Genomic DNA, 15,790 nt, shown 5'->3' on the forward strand with positions numbered 1-15,790 from the left:
GCATGCCTTGCTCGACCGGCTCGACGGTGACCTTCACCGTTTCCGCTTTCGACAAGGAGGGCCTGACATGAAAGCAGTCGTATTTCACGGCATCGGCGACATTCGCATCGACACGGTGCCCGATCCGGAAGTCTCCGCGACGACCGACGCGGTCGTGCGTCTCACCGCCAGCGCGATCTGCGGCACCGATCTGCACATGGTGCGCGGCACGCTCGGCGGCATGAAGCCGGGCACGATTCTCGGCCATGAAGGCGTCGGCATCGTCGAGGCGGTCGGGCGCGACGTGCGTAACCTGCGGCGCGGCGATCGCGTGCTGATTCCGTCGACGATCGCATGCGGCAGTTGCGCCTACTGCCGCGCGGGCTATACCGCGCAATGCGACGTCGCGAATCCGGGCGGGCCGCGTGCGGGCACGTCGTTCTTCGGCGGGCCGGCCGAAACGGGCCCGGTCGACGGACTGCAGGCCGAATACGCGCGCACGCCGCTTGCGCATGCGAGCCTGATCCGGCTGCCCGATGCGATCGACGACGATCGCGCGATCCTGATGTCGGACATTTTCCCCACCGGCTATTTCGGCGCGCAGCTCGCGGAAGTGAAGCCGGGCGATACGGTCGCCGTGTTCGGCGCGGGGCCGGTCGGGCAGTTCGCGATCGCGAGCGCGAAGCTGATGGGCGCCGGGCGCCTGATCGCGATCGACCGCATCGCGTCGCGGCTCGAGATGGCGTGCGCGCAGGGTGCCGAGATCGTCGATTTCTCCGAGGACGATCCGGTCGATACGGTGCTGCGGCTCACCGGCGGGATCGGCGTCGATCGTGTGATCGACGCGGTGGGCGTCGACGCGATGCGCGCGACGCACGGGCCGGCCGCGGCCGATCGCGATGCCGCGCGCGCATTCGATGCCGAAGTCGACGCGATCGTGCCGCACCGCAAGCCGGACGGCCGCAACTGGGTGCCGGGCGACGGGCCGTCGCAGGTGCTGCAATGGGCGGTGCGCGCGGTCGCGAAGGCCGGCACGATCTCGGTGATCGGCGTGTATCCGCCGGCCGCGCGCGTGTTTCCGATCGGCGAGGCGATGAACCGCAACCTGACGATCAAGATGGGCAACTGCAATCACCGGACGGTGACGCCGCCGCTCGTCGAACTGGTGCGCAGCGGCGCATTCGATCCGCTGTCGGTGCTCACGCGTACCGAGCCGCTGACCAACGCGATCGATGCGTATCGCGCGTTCGACGTGCGCGAGCCGGGGTGGATGAAGGTGAAGCTCGCACCATGACGACGACCCCACGAACCGAAACCGGGAGCACTGCAATGACCGATCAATACGACAACTGTATGGCCGCTTGCGACGCCTGCGCGCACGCATGCGATACCTGTGCGGCCGCCTGCCTCGCGGAGCGCGACGTGCATGCGCTGGCGACCTGCATCGCGCTCGACATCGAATGCGCGCAGCTGTGCCGCTTCGCGTCGGGCGCGATGGCGCGCCGCAGCGGGCTCGCGCCGCGCATTTGCGCGCTGTGCGCGCATGCTTGCGACCTGTGTGCGGCCGAGTGTTCGCGGCATGCGCATGAGCATTGCCGCCGCTGCGCGCTCGCGTGCGAGGCGTGCGCGGCGATGTGCCGCGCGATGGCCTGAACGCGCGCGCTTACGGCGCGTCCTGAACCTGCCGCGCGACGCGCTGCAGCAGCGCATCGAGGACGGCCATCTCGACGGGCTTCACGAGATGGTCGTCGAAACCCGCGTGCGCGGTGTGTTCGAGGTCGGACGCGCGTGCGTGGCCGGACAGCGCGACGCAGGTCGTGTCGCGCAGCGCGTCGATCGCGCGCAGCTCCTGCAACAGCGTGAAGCCGTCGACGTCCGGCATCGTCAGGTCGAGGAGCATCAACTGGGGCGCGTAGTCGCGAGCGAGCGCGAGCGCTTCGTTCGCGTTGTACGCGACGCGCGGCGCGTGCCCTTTCAGTTGCAGCAGCACCGCGAGCGTATCGGCCGAGTCACGGTTGTCGTCGACGACGACGATGCGCAGCGGCTCGACGGCCGGCTGTCCGGGCGTGGCAGGCGGGGGCGGTGCGGTGTGCTCGTTGCGCGCCACTTGCGCGATCGGCAGCCAGACCGTGAACGTCGCGCCGTGGCCGGGCCCGCCGCTTTCCGCGGCGATCCGCCCGCCGTGCAGTTCGACGAACGACCGGCAGATCGCGAGACCGAGCCCGAAGCCGCCGGACGGGGAGCGGCCCGTCGCACCTTCCTGTTCGAACAGGTCGAAGATCGTTTCGAGCGCGCCGGGCGCGATGCCGACGCCGTGATCGACGACGCTGATCGCCACCGACGGCCCGTCGATCCGCGCGCCGACGTCGATCCGGCCGCCGTGCGGCGAAAATTTCGATGCGTTGTCGAGCAGGTTGTGCAGTACCTGCACGAGCCGTGCGTCGTCGCCGTGCAGCACCACGGAGTCGGTCGGCAGGTCGACGCGGATCCACTGCCCGCGGGCGGCCAGCTTGGGCTGGATGCTCTCGACGCCGCGGCACACGATGTCGCGCACGGTGACCGGGCGAGCGTCGAGCTCGACCTTGCCGGCCGTGATGCGCCCGACGTCGAGCAGATCGTCGACGAGCCGCGTCAGTTGCGCGACCTGGCGGTTCACGGCATCGCGACACTGCGCGAGCACGGGCGCCGGATCGGGGAGGCTCTGCAGCACGCCGACCGAATTGCGCAGCGGCGCGAGATGATTGCGCAGCTCGTGCGCGAGCATCGCGATGAAGACGCTGAGCCGGTGCGTCGACGCCTCCAGCTCCTCGAGCCGCTTGCGCTCGGTCATGTCGCGCGTGATCTTGATGAAGCCGCACAGCGCGTGCGTCGCATCGCGCACCGGCGTGATCGTCACGCTCGCCCAGAACTGCGTGCCGTCCTTGCGCACGCGCCAGCCTTCGTCCTCGAAGTGGCCGTGCGCGGCGGCCACTTCGAGCCCGTGCGACGGCCGGCCGGCCGCGATCGCGTCGGGCGGGTAGAACCGCGAGAAATGGTGGCCGACGATCTCGGCCGCGCGGTAACCCTTGATGCGTTGCGCGCCGGCGTTCCAGGTCGCGACGTTGCCGTCCGGATCGAGCATGAACACCGCGTAGTCGGTGATCGACTCCACCACGGTCTGGAACCGGAATTCGGCGAAGCGGTGCTGCAGATCGCGCGCGTCGGGCGGCGGATGCGGGTGGAAATCGGCGTCGTCTTTCTTCATCGGAGCGGCAGGTCGGAAATACGGGCGGCCGCAGGTCGTCGAACCGCCGCCGGACAAACGGCGGCCGCGCGGATCGAATTGGCACGTCCGAAAGAATAAAGGAACTCGATTCGGCTGATCAATGGGCGCGCATCGGCCGTGCCGTCCGCCGACATGGGCGCCGGCGCGACCGTCGGCGGCCGCCGCGGCATGCCGATTGCACGACCGGACAGTCCGCCTGCCGTGCGGCGGCCATCCGGCCGGCCGCCCGGCGGCACGCCAGGCAAGGAGGCCGACATGAACAGCACCCTGAATCCCGACAACGAACCGGCCGGCCCGGACGACGACAACGCCCGCCGCGGCCGCGACGGCCGGGCGCTGGGCCCGAGCGACTCGTCCGACAGCGGCAGCGACACGGCGGGCGCGCGTCGCCATCCGTTCGACGTCGATTCGCCGCTGGACGACCATGCGCTCGAACGCGGCGACGCGTCGCTCGACAGCGACACGGACCGCGCGGGCACCGGCGAGCGCGCGTCGGCGGATGGCGACTCGACGCTGGAGGAAGGCGCCGATATCGAGCCGGATCGCACCGAGCGGCTGAGCGAGCCGGGCCGGACGGACGAATCGGACGACCCGGACGAGGCCGGCGGCGCGCCATGACGTCCGGCACGCAAAAACTGCAATCGCGTTGCAGATTGGGGCGCCTGGCGGTTTCCCCGGGCTGCGATGCGCAACCGTCGCGGCCCGGCAACGGCGCCGGCACGCGATTTGCATTCACCCGACCGACGCGCGACGCGACGCGGCATCGGACCGTGCGCGGCGCGGGCGATCAAGGAGAGACACGATGCAACGACGATATCCCGGACGGCATGGCGAGCGTGGCGGCTCGCCCGACTGGCACGAGCGCGACGAACGCGCGTACCGGGGCGCCGGCGAGCGCGGCATCCCGGACGACCCGGCACGGTGGCCGGAAGAAGACTACGAATCGGCTTACCGCCGATTCGCGAGCGAGGACACGGGCCCCGAAGACTGGGGCAGCGAATGGACGGAGCGCGCGGCGCGGCCGGCCGACCAGCGGCGCGGTGCCGGCGACGCGGACTGGTCGGGTGGCGCGCGCGAGCCGGCGCGGGGCGCCGAGCGCGGCTACGGTGACCCGGGCCGCCGCGCGCAGGGCCGCGAAGGGCGGTACGGCGGCGAGCGCCCGGAATACCGCGGCCATCACCGGATGGGCTGGTACGGCAGCGAGCGCGACATAGGCGACCCCCGAGGCGACCCCCGAGGCGACCCGCGCTACGGCGGCAGCGCCCCCGACCTGTCGCGCTTCGGCAGGGACACCGAACGCGACGCGCTGCGCCATCGCCGCGGCCCGAAAGGCTATACGCGCTCGGACGAGCGGATTCGCGAGGACGTCTGCGAGCGGCTCGCGCATGCGCTCGAGATCGACGTGAGCGACGTCACCGTGCAGGTGAAGGAGGGGCGCGTCGAACTGGAGGGCACGGTGCCGGCGCGCTGGATGAAGCACGACATCGAGGATCTGGCCGACGGTTGTCTGGGCGTGCAGGACGTCGAGAATCGCGTGCGCGTGCGCCGTGACGGCGAACACGATGCCGGCATGGTGCTGCATCCGGATCAGCGGACCGTCACGCCCACCCAGCCGGCCGCGCGCGACCCCGAGCCCGGCACCGTCGTGGGCGGCCGCGAGCGCGAACCGCGCCACTGACCGCCCGTGCGTGAAACGGCCCGCCCCCGACCGCGAGCAATGCGTGCATGACGACCGGAATCGACGAAACGCCCATCAAGGATCGTGAGGCGGCAGCCGGCCGCGCCCCCCGGGGCCGCCGCGACGAGCGCGGCCTGCGGGTGCGGATCGCGGTCGAGCTCTGGCGTGCGATCTGGCATTACCGCACCCGCGTGCTCGCGGCGATCGTGCTGCTGGTGCTCGCGAAAGCGGCGGCCGTGTCGGTGCCGCTGCTGCTCAAGGACATCGTCGACGGCTTCGGCCGCGTGGCCGGCCAGCCGATGGCGTGGCCGGTGCTACTGCTGTTCGCGTACGCGGTCGTACGCTTCGCATCCAACGCGCTGAACGAAGTGCGCGACATGACCTTCGTGCAGGTCACGCAGCATACGGTCGCGTCGTTTACCGTGCGCACGTTCGGCCACCTGCATCGGCTCGGCGCACGCTTTCATGCGCAGCGCGAGACGGGCGCCGTGGTGCGCGACCTCGAGAAAGGCACGGCCGGGATCGGCTACCTGCTCGGCGTCGCGGTGTTTACGATCGTGCCGACGGCCATCGAGATCGGCTCGGTGCTGGTCATCGTGATCAGCAAGTACGGCGGCGGCTTCACGGCGATCATTTTCGTCACGTTCGCCGTCTACGCCGCGTATACGGTGGTGTTTACGCGCCGGCGCATGCGTTACCAGCGGCGCGTGAACGCGCTCGAGGCCGAGTCGAATTCGCGCGTGGTCGACAGCCTGCTGAACGTCGACACGGTCAAGTATTTCGCACGCGAGGACGTCGAGCGCGACCGGCTCGACCGCGTGCTCGACGAATGGCGCGAGGCCGGCGTGGACAACCAGTACGCGCTGTCGGCGCTGCATATCGGGCAGAGCGCATGCATCGGCGCGGGGATCGCGGCCGTGATGCTGCTCGCCGGGCAGCAGGTCGCGCGCGGCGCGATGACGATCGGCGATCTCGTGCTGATCAACGCGTACATCATCCAGATCAGCCTGCCGCTGAACGCGCTCGGTTTCGTGTTCCGCGAGGCGAACGACGCGATGACGAACATCGAGCGGCTGTTCGGGCTGCTCGATGCGCGCGGCAGGCCGGGCGAGGACGGCGATGCGCCCGGCGCGCAGCCGCTCGTCGTGCGCGGCGGCGCGATCGAGTTCGAGCACGTCGACTTCGGCTACGAGCCGAGCCGGCAGATCCTGTTCGACGTGTCGTTCCGCATCGAGCCCGGGCAGACGATCGCGGTGGTCGGCGGCAGCGGGTCGGGCAAGTCGACGCTCGCGCGGCTGCTGTTCCGGCTGTACCAGCCCGATGCGGGCACGATCCGGATCGACGGTCAGGACTTGCGGCTCGTCACCGAGCGCAGCCTGCGCGACGCGCTCGGCATCGTCCCGCAGGACACCATCCTGTTCAACGACACGCTCGCGTACAACATCGCGTACGGCAAGCGCGACGCGACCCGCGGCGAGGTGATCGCGGCGGCGCGCGGCGCGCAGCTCGACGCGTTCATCGAGCGGCTGCCCGATGCATACGACACGCGCGTCGGCGAGCGCGGCGTACGGCTGTCGGGCGGCGAGCGGCAGCGGGTCGCGATCGCGCGCGCGCTGCTGAAGGCGCCGCCGATCGTCGTGTTCGACGAGGCGACGTCGGCGCTCGACACGCGCTCGGAGCGCGCGATCCAGCAGGAACTGATGCGCGTCGCGCAGCATCGCACGAGCCTCATCATCGCGCACCGGCTGTCGACCATCGTCGACGCCGATCGCATCCTCGTGATGGAGCACGGCCGGCTCGTCGAGCACGGCACCCACGACGAACTGCTCGAAAGCGGCGGCGTGTATGCGCAGATGTGGTCGCTGCAGGCGAAGCAGCGCGAGCTGGAACGCACGGAAGCGAAGTTCGCGCGGCAGCCGGTGCGGATCAACCCGCTCGTGTCGCAGGTGCTCGATTCGCTGGCGGAGGCGGCCGCGCGGCGCGGCGTGCCGGTGTTTCGCCATGTGTCGGACGAGGATCTCGTCGTCAACGCCGATCCGGCCGCGCTGCGGCGCTTCGTGTGGGAGCTGTGTCGCGGCGCCATCGAAGCGAGCAGCGGCGGGCAGCTCGAGGTGCGCACCGCGCGCCACGACCCGGAAGCGCGCATCACGATCGCGTGCACGGGCGTCGACGCAACGGAACTGTCGCTGATCGATCTCGAACGATTGCAGGACGCGATCGAGGAGGCAGGCGGCTACGTCGTGCGCGAACGCGACGATACCGGCGTGACGCTGCACCTGTCGCTGCCGATGTACGCGGTGGCGCCGGCGTCGATGCAACCCGCCGGCGCCGTGCCGAACCTGGCCGCCGGCGCGGCGGCCACGGCCAAGCCGCTCGACGGCCTGCGCATCGCGTGCGTGGACGATCACGACGAGGCGCGCGAGGCGCTCGGCGCGCTGCTGAAGGTGGCTGGCGCCGACGTGCACGCGTATGCGTCGGGCCAGGCGTTGCTGGACGACCTGTGGCGCGCGCGCCGGGCCGACTGGCCGGCGCTGCTCGTCTGCGACATCGACCTCGGCGACGACGAGGACGATGGTTACGCGGTGATGTCGCGCGTGCGTCAGCTCGACGCCGCGCGCGATCGCGACGGCCGCGCGCCGCTCGAGGCGCTGGCGTTGTCCGGCCATGCGCGCGATCGCGACCGCACGCGCGCGGTCGAAGCCGGTTTCCATGCGTACCTGACCAAGCCCGCGGTAGCGGCCGACCTGATCGCGGCGTTGCGTGCGCTCGCGTTTTCCTCTGGAGAAATCCATGCCGAACCTTCTGAACCCGACGACACCCGAAGCCCTGAACGCGCGTCGCGGCGGTAGTGCGTTCGCCGACCGCCAGGCCGCGGTGGCGGCCGTCGAGCTGCTGCTGCCGACGCTGTCCGCCGCGCTGCAGAGCGACTTCGTCGGCGACAGCGGCTGCCTGCACATCGTGATCATGGACCCCGCGCTCGGCCCGCACGACGCGGCGTTCGAGGACGCGATCCTGTATGAGTTTTCGCTGCCCGACCCGAAGGACTGGGACGCCGACTATCGCGCCTACGCCCGCGCCAAGGCGCGGCTCTCGTGGGAAACGGGCCGCGACGGCCACGTCGTGCAGGCGCTCGAGCCGTATCGGTTGCGCGCGGGCGACACGAACCTGTGGGGCGGTGTCGCGCTCGGCGGCATCGTGGTCGGCGTGTCGGGTGCGCAGCCGTGGTTCGACGAGGCGTTCGCGGGCTGCATCGCGCACTGCCTGCGCGCGCTCGCGAAGCACCGCGCGCAAGCCACGCCCGACGGGCTCGCGATCTGAGGGGCCGCCCAGGCGCGGCGGCCCGGACCCGTTTTTACAGCCGGTTATAAAAAAGCCAGCGGGCGCGCGGCACAGCCCGATACGGCACGGGCACACGCAGGCCGGCACGGTTTTCGCTGTACCTCATGCACGGACGGTTGTCGCGACAAGTGTCGCCGTCAGCCGGATGGTTTTCCGACATCGACAGGAGGTGCAGGTGAACGCGACTCACGATCCAGCCAAACCGCCGCTCGCCGGCCGGACCGCACTCGTGACCGGGGGCGGCCGCGGTCTCGGCGAAGCCATTTGCGAAGAGCTTGCGCAGCACGGCGCGCACGTCGTCGTCGCCGATCTCGACGGCGACCGCGCGGCGGCCGTCGCGCAGCGGCTCGAGCGGCACGGCGGACAGGCGGTCGGCCGGCCGCTCGACGTGCGCGACGAGGCATCGGTGCTGCAGGTCGTGCACGACGCGCGCGAATCGCTCGGCGAGCTCGACGTGATCGTCAACAACGCGGCGATCGACGTGACCGCGCCGATCGACGACGTGAGCGTCGACGCGTGGCAGCAGGTGCTGATGACGAACCTGTTCGGCCCGTACCTGATGTGTCACGCGGCCGTGCCGATGATGAAGGCGCGCGGCAACGGGCATATCGTCAACATCGCGTCGACCGCGTCCAAGCGTGCGTGGCCGAACGCGTCCGCGTATCACGCGACGAAGTGGGGGCTGCTCGGGCTGTCGCACGCGCTGCACGCCGAACTGCGGCCGAGCGGCGTGCGCGTGTCGGCGATCGTCGCGGGCGGGATGCGCACGCCGTTCCTGCTCGACCGTTTCCCGGACATCGACGAGGACACGCTGCAGCCGCCGGAGCACGTCGCGGCCGCCGTGCGCTTCGTGCTGACCCAGCCGCCGGGCACCGTGGTGCCGGAGCTGATGGTGCTGCCGATGAAGGAGACGTCATGGCCCTGAAGCGCGAACGGCGGCTGCCCGGCGCGGTGCTGCTCGACAAGGACGGCACGCTGCTCGACGACGTGCCGTACAACGTCGACCCCGCGCGCATGCGCCTCGCGCCGGGCGCCGCGCGCGCGCTGCGCACGCTCGGCGCGACCGGCATGCCGCTGGCGGTCGTGTCGAACCAGCCGGGCGTCGCGCTCGGCCGCTTTACCGAAAACGAGCTTGGCGCGGTCCGCCAGCGCCTCGCCGAACTGTTCGAAGCAAACGGCGCGACGCTGGCGGATTTTTTTTACTGCCCGCATCACCCGCGGGGCAGCGTGCCGCGCTACACCTGTGACTGCATCTGCCGCAAGCCGCGCCCGGGCATGCTGCGCCGCGCGCTGAGCGCGCTCGGTGCCGTGCCCGAATGGAGCTGGATGATCGGCGACATTCTCGACGACGTCGAGGCCGGCCGCACCGCGCGCTGCGGCACGATCCTGGTCGACTGCGGCAATGAGACCGAGTGGCAGCTCAACGCCGCGCGCACGCCGCACCACGTCGTCGATCGCATCGACCTGGCCGCCGACATCGTCGTGCGCGAAGCCGTGCGCCGGCACGGCTCGTGGGTGCGGCGATGAGCACGGCCTGGAGCCGCGCCCGCCGCATCCTGTGCGTGCGGCTCGACAGCATCGGTGACGTGCTGATGACCACGCCCGCGCTGCGCGCGCTGAAGGAGAGCGGCGCCGATCGCCAACTGACGCTGCTGACGTCGCGCACGGGCGCCGCGCTCGCGAAGCATCTGCCGATGGTCGACGACGTGTGGAGCTACGACGCGCCGTGGGTCAAGCATCCCGACGTGCGCGGCGATCCGGTGGCCGATCTCGACATGATCGACCGACTGCTGGCCGGCCGTTTCGACGCGGCCGTGATCTTCACCGTCTACAGCCAGAACCCGTTGCCCGCCGCGATGATGTGCTGGCTCGCCGGCATTCCGCTGCGGCTCGCGCATTGCCGCGAGAACCCGTACGAACTGCTGACCGACCGCGTGCCGGAAACCGAGCCGGAATCGCACGTGCGCCACGAGGTCGCGCGGCAGCTCGCGCTGGTGCGTGCGATCGGCGCGAAGACGTCCGACTGGCGGATGGCGTTCGAGCCGGGCGACGCGGCGCGGCGTGCGGTGCACGCGCGCCTGCAGGTCGCGTTGCAGCGCGTCGGCGGCGCGCGTGAGCCGGGAGCGACGCGCGCGCGCTGGCTGGTCGTCCATCCGGGCGCGACCGCCGCGTCGCGGCGCTGGCCGGCCGAGCGCTTCGGCGAAGCGGCCGCCGCGGTCGCGCCGCTGTTCGACGGCATCGCGGTGACGGGCAGCGCGGACGAACGCGCGCTGGTCGACGCGGTGTGCGAACGGGCGGGGCCGCGCGCGGTGCCGCTGGCCGGCGTGTTGCCGCTCGGCGAACTCGGCGCGCTGATCGAGACGGCCGACCTGCTGCTGTCGAACAATAGCGGCCCCGTGCATCTCGCGGCCGCGCTCGGCACGCCGGTGGTCGACCTGTACGCGCTGACCAATCCGCAGCACACGCCGTGGCGGGTGCCGCACCGTGTGCTGAACGTCGACGTGCCGTGCCGCAACTGCTATCGCAGCGTGTGCAACCAGCCCGGCCATCCGTGCCTGCGCGGCGTGAGCGTCGACGACGTCGCCGCCGCCGTGCACGCATTGCTGCGCGGCCGCGCGCGCCATGCGCAACGCGCGGCCGAGCGGGCTGCCGCCCACGACGAAGGCGAGCCGGTCGCGGCGCACGCATCGAACGTGATTCCGTTCGCGCACGCCATCACGAGGAACTGACGCATGCCTGAATCGACCTATACGCTCGGCATCAACGCCGCCTTCCACGACAGCGCCGCGTGCATCGTGCGCGACGGCGTCGTGATCGCGGCGGCCGAGGACGAACGCTTCACGCACGTGAAGCACGCGAAGCGCCCGGTGCCGTTCTCGACCTGGGAGCTGCCTTTCCACGCGATCGACTATTGCCTCGCGGAAGCCGGCATCACGCTCGCGGATGTCGACCACGTCGCGTATTCGTACGACCCGTGGTTCGAACTCGACCGCGAAGGCACGGCGCCGGCACTGACCTTGCCGCTGTCGCCGTCCGCGCATGCGCCGCGCGAGGATGGCGCGTCGCCGTGGCATCCGCTGTTCCTGTCGTCGATCGTCAACGCGCCGCGCCAGCTCGCGGGCGGCGCGCCGCATCACCTGCAGCGGCGCTTTCGCGGCGTCACGCACGACGGGCCGTTCCGCTGGCATTTCATCGAACACCATCTCGCGCACGAGGCGAGCGCGTTTCTCGCGGCGCCGTTCGAGCGCTGCGCGGTGATGACGATGGACGGGCGCGGCGAGCGCGCGACGACGAGCTACGGCGTGTTCGACGGCCGCGCGTACCGGCGGCTCGGGCAGGTCAACCTGCCGCATTCGCTCGGGCTGCTGTACGAGCGCTTGACCCGCTATCTCGGCTTCCTGCACTCGTCCGACGAATACAAGGTGATGGCGCTCGCGTCGTACGGCAAGCCGGTGTTCGCCGACGAGATGCGCAAGCTGGTGCGGTATCGCGGCGAAGGGCGCTACGACGTGCTCGACGCGGATCTCGCGGCGCTGTTCGGCCCGGCGCGCGAACGCGGCGGCCCGATCGAGCCGCATCACTGCGACATCGCGCATGCGTTGCAACTGGTGCTCGAGGAGACGACGCTGCAGGCGGTCGACTGGCTCGCCGCCGAGACCGGCGAGCGGCAGCTCGCGATGGCGGGCGGCGTCGCGCTGAATTGCGTGATGAACGCGCGGATTCGCGATCGCGGCCCGTTCGACGACGTATGGGTGCAGCCGGCCGCCGGCGATGCGGGCACCGCGCTCGGCGCCGCGCTGTGGACCGACTTCCGGATGCGCGGTGCGCGCGGCGACTGGCGGATGGATCACGCGTATCTCGGGCCGGCGTACGACGACGACGCGATCGAGGCGTTCCTGAAGGAAGCGCAACTGCCGTACCGGCGCCTTGCCGACGTCGCCGCGCAGACGGCCGCGCTGCTCGCGGCGAACCGCGTGATCGGCTGGTTCCAGGGGCGCATGGAGTTCGGCCCGCGCGCGCTCGGCGCACGGTCGATCCTCGCGTCGCCGATCGATCCGGACATGCAGCAGAAGCTGAACCGGATCAAGGATCGCGAGGATTTCCGGCCGGTCGCGCCGGTCGTGCTCGAAGACCGTGCGCATCACTGGTTCAGCGGCGGCCGGCGCACGCCGCTGCGCGCGCCGTTCATGCTGTTCGTGTACGACGTCGTGCCCGAGCGCGCCGCGAAGATTCCGGCGGTGCGTCACATCGACGGCACCGCGCGCGTGCAGACCGTCGACGAAACTCAGCATCCGCTGTTGCATGCGTTGCTGACCGAGTTCGACGCGCTCACCGGCGTGCCGGTGCTCGTCAACACGTCGTTCAACACGCGCGGCGAACCGATCGTGTGCTCGCCGCGCGACGCGATCGAATGCTTCTGGACCTCGCCGCTCGACGCGCTCGTGATCGGCCCGTTTCTGCTGGAGAAGCCGCGATGAACATGCGCGACACGCACCTGCCGCCCGTGGTGTCGGTGGTCGTGCCGACCTACCGGCGGCCCGATCTGCTCGAACGCTGCCTCGACGCGCTGTGCGTGCAGGTGTTCGATCCGACCACCTACGAGATCGTCGTCGTGGACGACGATCCGGCCGGCAGTGCGCGCGCCGTCGTCGATGCGTGCCGCGCACGCGTGACCGACGTGCCGGTGATCCGCTACATGACCGCGCCCGACACGCAGGGGCCGGCCGGCGCGCGCAACGTCGGCTGGCGCAGCGCGGGCGGTGCGCTGATCGCATTCACCGACGACGACACGATCCCCGATCCGACCTGGCTGCGCCACGGCGCGGCCGCGCTGTTGGCCGAGCCGTCGGCGTCGGCCGCGGCCGGCCGGATCGACGTGCCGGTGCGGCCGCGCCCGACCGACTACGAACGCGACGCGGCGGGGCTCGCGCAGGCGGAATTCGCGACCGCGAACTGCTTCGTGCGGCGCGCGGCGCTCGAACGCATCGGCGGCTTCGACGAACGCTTCACGCGCGCGTGGCGCGAGGACGCCGACCTGATGTTCGCGCTGCGCGAGCATGCGGGGCCGATCGTCGACGCCGACGCCGCGCGCATCGTGCATCCGGTGCGCCCCGCGCGCTGGGGATCGAGCATCGGCGCGCAGTCGAAGGTGTATTTCGATGCGCTGTTGTACAAGAAGCATCGCACGACCTACCGGCGTCATATCCGGCCGGTGCCGCCCTGGCATTACTACGCGGCCGTGCTCGCCGCGCTCGGCGCGATCGGCTGTTTCGCGGCCGGCTGGCCGGCGCCGGCCATCGTGTGCGCGGCGGTGTGGGCCGCGATCACTGCGGGGTTCTGCGCGAAACGGCTGCGCGGCACGCAGCTCACGGTGTCGCATGTGGCCGAGATGATCGTCACGTCCATCGCGATTCCGCCCGTGTCGCTGTACTGGCGCATGCGTGGCGCGCTTCACTTCAGGGTGTTATTCCTATGAAGCTCGATCCCGGCGTCGATTCCGACGGCTCGCGCGGCCCGAAGCGGATCGCGGTGTTCCGCGCGTTGCAGCTCGGCGACATGCTGTGCGCGGTGCCCGCGCTGCGCGCGCTGCGACGCGGCGAACCGGATGCGCGCATCACGCTGATCGGGCTGCCGTGGGCGCGCGAGTTCGCATCGCGCTTTTCCGATTACATCGACAGCTTCATCGCCTTCCCCGGCGCGCCGGGGCTAGGCGAACAGCCCGAACCCGACGCGGCCACGCGCGAGGCATTCATCGCCGAATGCCGCTCGCGCGACTTCGATCTCGCGATCCAGCTGCACGGCAGCGGCGCGCACACGAACGCGATCGTCGGGTCGCTCGGCGCGACGCGCACGGCCGGCTTCGTGCCGGCCGACGGCGGCACGACCGCGCTCGACTGCGCGCTCGTGTGGCGCGACGACGAACCCGAAGTGACGCGCTATCTGGCGCTCACGCGCAAGCTCGGCTACGCGGACTGGGGCGACTACCTCGAATTCCCGCTCGGCGGCCTCGACTACGCGCTGTGGCACGTGCTCTGCGACGAACACGCGCTCGACCCCGGCCGTTACGTGATCGTCCATCCCGGCGCGCGGATGGCGTCGCGACGCTGGCCGGTCGAACGCTTCGCGCACGCCGCGCGGCAGCTCGCCGACGACGGCTGGCAGATCGTGCTGACCGGCACGCGCGCGGAACTGGCGCTGGCGAGCGCGTTCGCCGAGCATCTCGGACGGCCGTGCGTGAACCTGTGCGGCCGCACGCCGCTCGGCGCGCTGGCCGCGCTGATCGCCCGCGCGCGGCTGCTGTTGTGCAACGACACGGGCGTATCGCACGTCGCGGCCGCGCTTGGCACGCCGAGCATCGTCGTCGCGTGCGGCAGCGATACGGCCCGCTGGGCGCCGCTCGACACCGAGCGTCATCATGTGCTCGCGAACTACCCGCCGTGCCGGCCGTGCATGTTCGATACGTGCCCGTACGGGCACGAGTGCGCGACGGCGATCGGCGTCGGCGACGTGATCGGCCGGGCGGGTGAACTGCTCGCGGAGGAGAGACGTCATGTCACGTAAGCGGTTGCGCGTGCTCACCTGGCACGTGCATGGCAACTACCTGTATTACCTGTCGCAGGCGCCGCACGATTTCTACATCGTGACGAAACCGCAGCATCCGCCTGGCTATGCGGGCCGCGTCGGGCACCTGCCGTGGGGTGACAACGTGCACGAGGTGCCGGCCGAGTGCGTGCGCGACACCGAATTCGACTGCGTGCTGTACCAGCACGCGAAGCACTACCAGCACGACCGCCTGCGGCTGCTGAGCGAAGCGCAGCGCGCGCTGCCGACGCTGTTCGTCGAGCACGATCCGCCGCGCGAGCATCCGACCGACACGCTGCATCCGGTGCAGGACCCGAACGTATTGCTGGTGCACGTGACGCCGTTCAACGCGCTGATGTGGGACAACGGCGTGACGCCGACGCGCGTGATCGAGCATGGCGTGCTGATGCCCGAAGGTGTCGAGTATCACGGCACGCTGCCGAAGGGCGTGGCCGTCGTGAACAACCTCGCGCGCCGCGGCCGGCGCCTCGGCGCGGACCTGTTCGAGGTCGTGCGGCACAGGGTGCCGATCGATCTGGTCGGGATGGGGTCGAGCGAGCTTGGCGGGATCGGCGAGGTGCCGAACCCGGCGCTGCCGCAGTTCCTGTCGCACTACCGGTTCTTCTTCAATCCGATCCGCTATACGAGCCTCGGGCTCGCGGTGATCGAGGCGATGATGATCGGGTTGCCGATCGTCGCGCTGGCGACGACCGAGATGGCGCAACTCGTGAAGACCGGCAGCAACGGCGTGGCCGATACGCGGCCGGCCGTGCTGATCGACGCGATGCGGATGCTGATCCGCGATCCGGAACTGGCGCGAGAGTGGGGCGCGGCGGCCAAACGCGACGCGTGCGAGCGATTCGGCATCGAGCGGTTCGCGCGCGACTGGGACGCCGCATTGCGCGACGTGACGGGGTGACGGCGTGATGGCGTGACGGCGGCGTGAC

14 protein-coding genes are annotated in these 15,790 nt (G+C 70.9%); 13 read left to right on the forward strand and 1 reads right to left on the reverse strand.

All coding sequences use genetic code 11. The annotated features are described in order from the left end of the window. The first annotated feature begins 67 nt into the window (after positions 1–67). Complete coding sequence (locus SY91_RS33210; RefSeq protein ID WP_124478483.1) at positions 68–1,273, forward strand: zinc-dependent alcohol dehydrogenase; 1,206 nt, start codon at positions 68–70, stop codon at positions 1,271–1,273. 35 nt (positions 1,274–1,308) lie between these two features. Further along, entirely contained in the window at positions 1,309–1,632 is a 324-nt protein-coding gene (locus tag SY91_RS33215) for a four-helix bundle copper-binding protein (protein WP_011695001.1), read from the forward strand. A 10-nt stretch (positions 1,633–1,642) separates the two neighbouring features. Here SY91_RS33215 and SY91_RS33220 read toward each other — a convergent pair whose 3' ends face one another. After that, the gene (locus SY91_RS33220; protein WP_185921477.1) at positions 1,643–3,223 is read right to left on the reverse strand and encodes an ATP-binding protein; all 1,581 of its coding nucleotides are present in this window, start codon (positions 3,221–3,223) and stop codon (positions 1,643–1,645) included. Between the two features lie 276 nt (positions 3,224–3,499). Here SY91_RS33220 and SY91_RS33225 point away from each other — a divergent pair, with 276 nt between their 5' ends. The 11 genes from SY91_RS33225 to SY91_RS33275 all read left to right on the forward strand — a co-directional run bounded on the left by SY91_RS33225 (position 3,500) and on the right by SY91_RS33275 (position 15,762). Next, positions 3,500–3,862: a hypothetical protein gene (locus tag SY91_RS33225; protein ID WP_041489313.1), complete on the forward strand. Its 363-nt coding sequence runs from the start codon at positions 3,500–3,502 to the stop codon at positions 3,860–3,862. Between the two features lie 184 nt (positions 3,863–4,046). Beyond that, a complete protein-coding gene (locus tag SY91_RS33230; protein WP_185921478.1) occupies positions 4,047–4,922 on the forward strand; it encodes a BON domain-containing protein in 876 nt (291 codons plus the stop codon). Between the two features lie 47 nt (positions 4,923–4,969). Then, on the forward strand, positions 4,970–7,771 hold the full coding sequence (locus SY91_RS33235; protein ID WP_260632509.1) for an ABC transporter transmembrane domain-containing protein: 2,802 nt from the start codon (positions 4,970–4,972) through the stop codon (positions 7,769–7,771). After that, positions 7,713–8,240, forward strand: a complete 528-nt coding sequence (locus tag SY91_RS33240) for a hypothetical protein (protein WP_034196537.1) — start codon at positions 7,713–7,715, stop codon at positions 8,238–8,240. Before SY91_RS33235 ends, SY91_RS33240 begins: the two co-directional genes overlap by 59 nt. Positions 8,241–8,436: 196 nt before the next feature. Then, positions 8,437–9,186: an SDR family oxidoreductase gene (locus SY91_RS33245; protein WP_012336587.1), complete on the forward strand. Its 750-nt coding sequence runs from the start codon at positions 8,437–8,439 to the stop codon at positions 9,184–9,186. Beyond that, entirely contained in the window at positions 9,177–9,788 is a 612-nt protein-coding gene (locus SY91_RS33250) for a D-glycero-alpha-D-manno-heptose-1,7-bisphosphate 7-phosphatase (protein WP_011545589.1), read from the forward strand. The genes SY91_RS33245 and SY91_RS33250 overlap by 10 nt, the downstream gene beginning before the upstream one ends. Then, positions 9,785–10,990: a glycosyltransferase family 9 protein gene (locus tag SY91_RS33255; RefSeq protein ID WP_185921479.1), complete on the forward strand. Its 1,206-nt coding sequence runs from the start codon at positions 9,785–9,787 to the stop codon at positions 10,988–10,990. Before SY91_RS33250 ends, SY91_RS33255 begins: the two co-directional genes overlap by 4 nt. Before the next feature lie 3 nt (positions 10,991–10,993). Continuing rightward, a complete protein-coding gene (locus SY91_RS33260; RefSeq protein ID WP_105797980.1) occupies positions 10,994–12,739 on the forward strand; it encodes a carbamoyltransferase in 1,746 nt (581 codons plus the stop codon). Continuing rightward, the gene (locus SY91_RS33265; RefSeq protein WP_185921480.1) at positions 12,736–13,737 is read left to right on the forward strand and encodes a glycosyltransferase family 2 protein; all 1,002 of its coding nucleotides are present in this window, start codon (positions 12,736–12,738) and stop codon (positions 13,735–13,737) included. Before SY91_RS33260 ends, SY91_RS33265 begins: the two co-directional genes overlap by 4 nt. Continuing rightward, positions 13,734–14,822 (forward strand): glycosyltransferase family 9 protein, encoded by a 1,089-nt coding sequence (locus SY91_RS33270; protein ID WP_185921481.1) that lies wholly within the window; start codon positions 13,734–13,736, stop codon positions 14,820–14,822. The genes SY91_RS33265 and SY91_RS33270 overlap by 4 nt, the downstream gene beginning before the upstream one ends. Beyond that, a complete protein-coding gene (locus SY91_RS33275; protein ID WP_185921482.1) occupies positions 14,812–15,762 on the forward strand; it encodes a glycosyltransferase family 4 protein in 951 nt (316 codons plus the stop codon). The genes SY91_RS33270 and SY91_RS33275 overlap by 11 nt, the downstream gene beginning before the upstream one ends. Positions 15,763–15,790: the final 28 nt, after the last annotated feature.

It is taken from the genome of Burkholderia cenocepacia (genome assembly GCF_014211915.1).
In the GTDB taxonomy this organism is placed as follows: domain Bacteria; phylum Pseudomonadota; class Gammaproteobacteria; order Burkholderiales; family Burkholderiaceae; genus Burkholderia; species Burkholderia orbicola.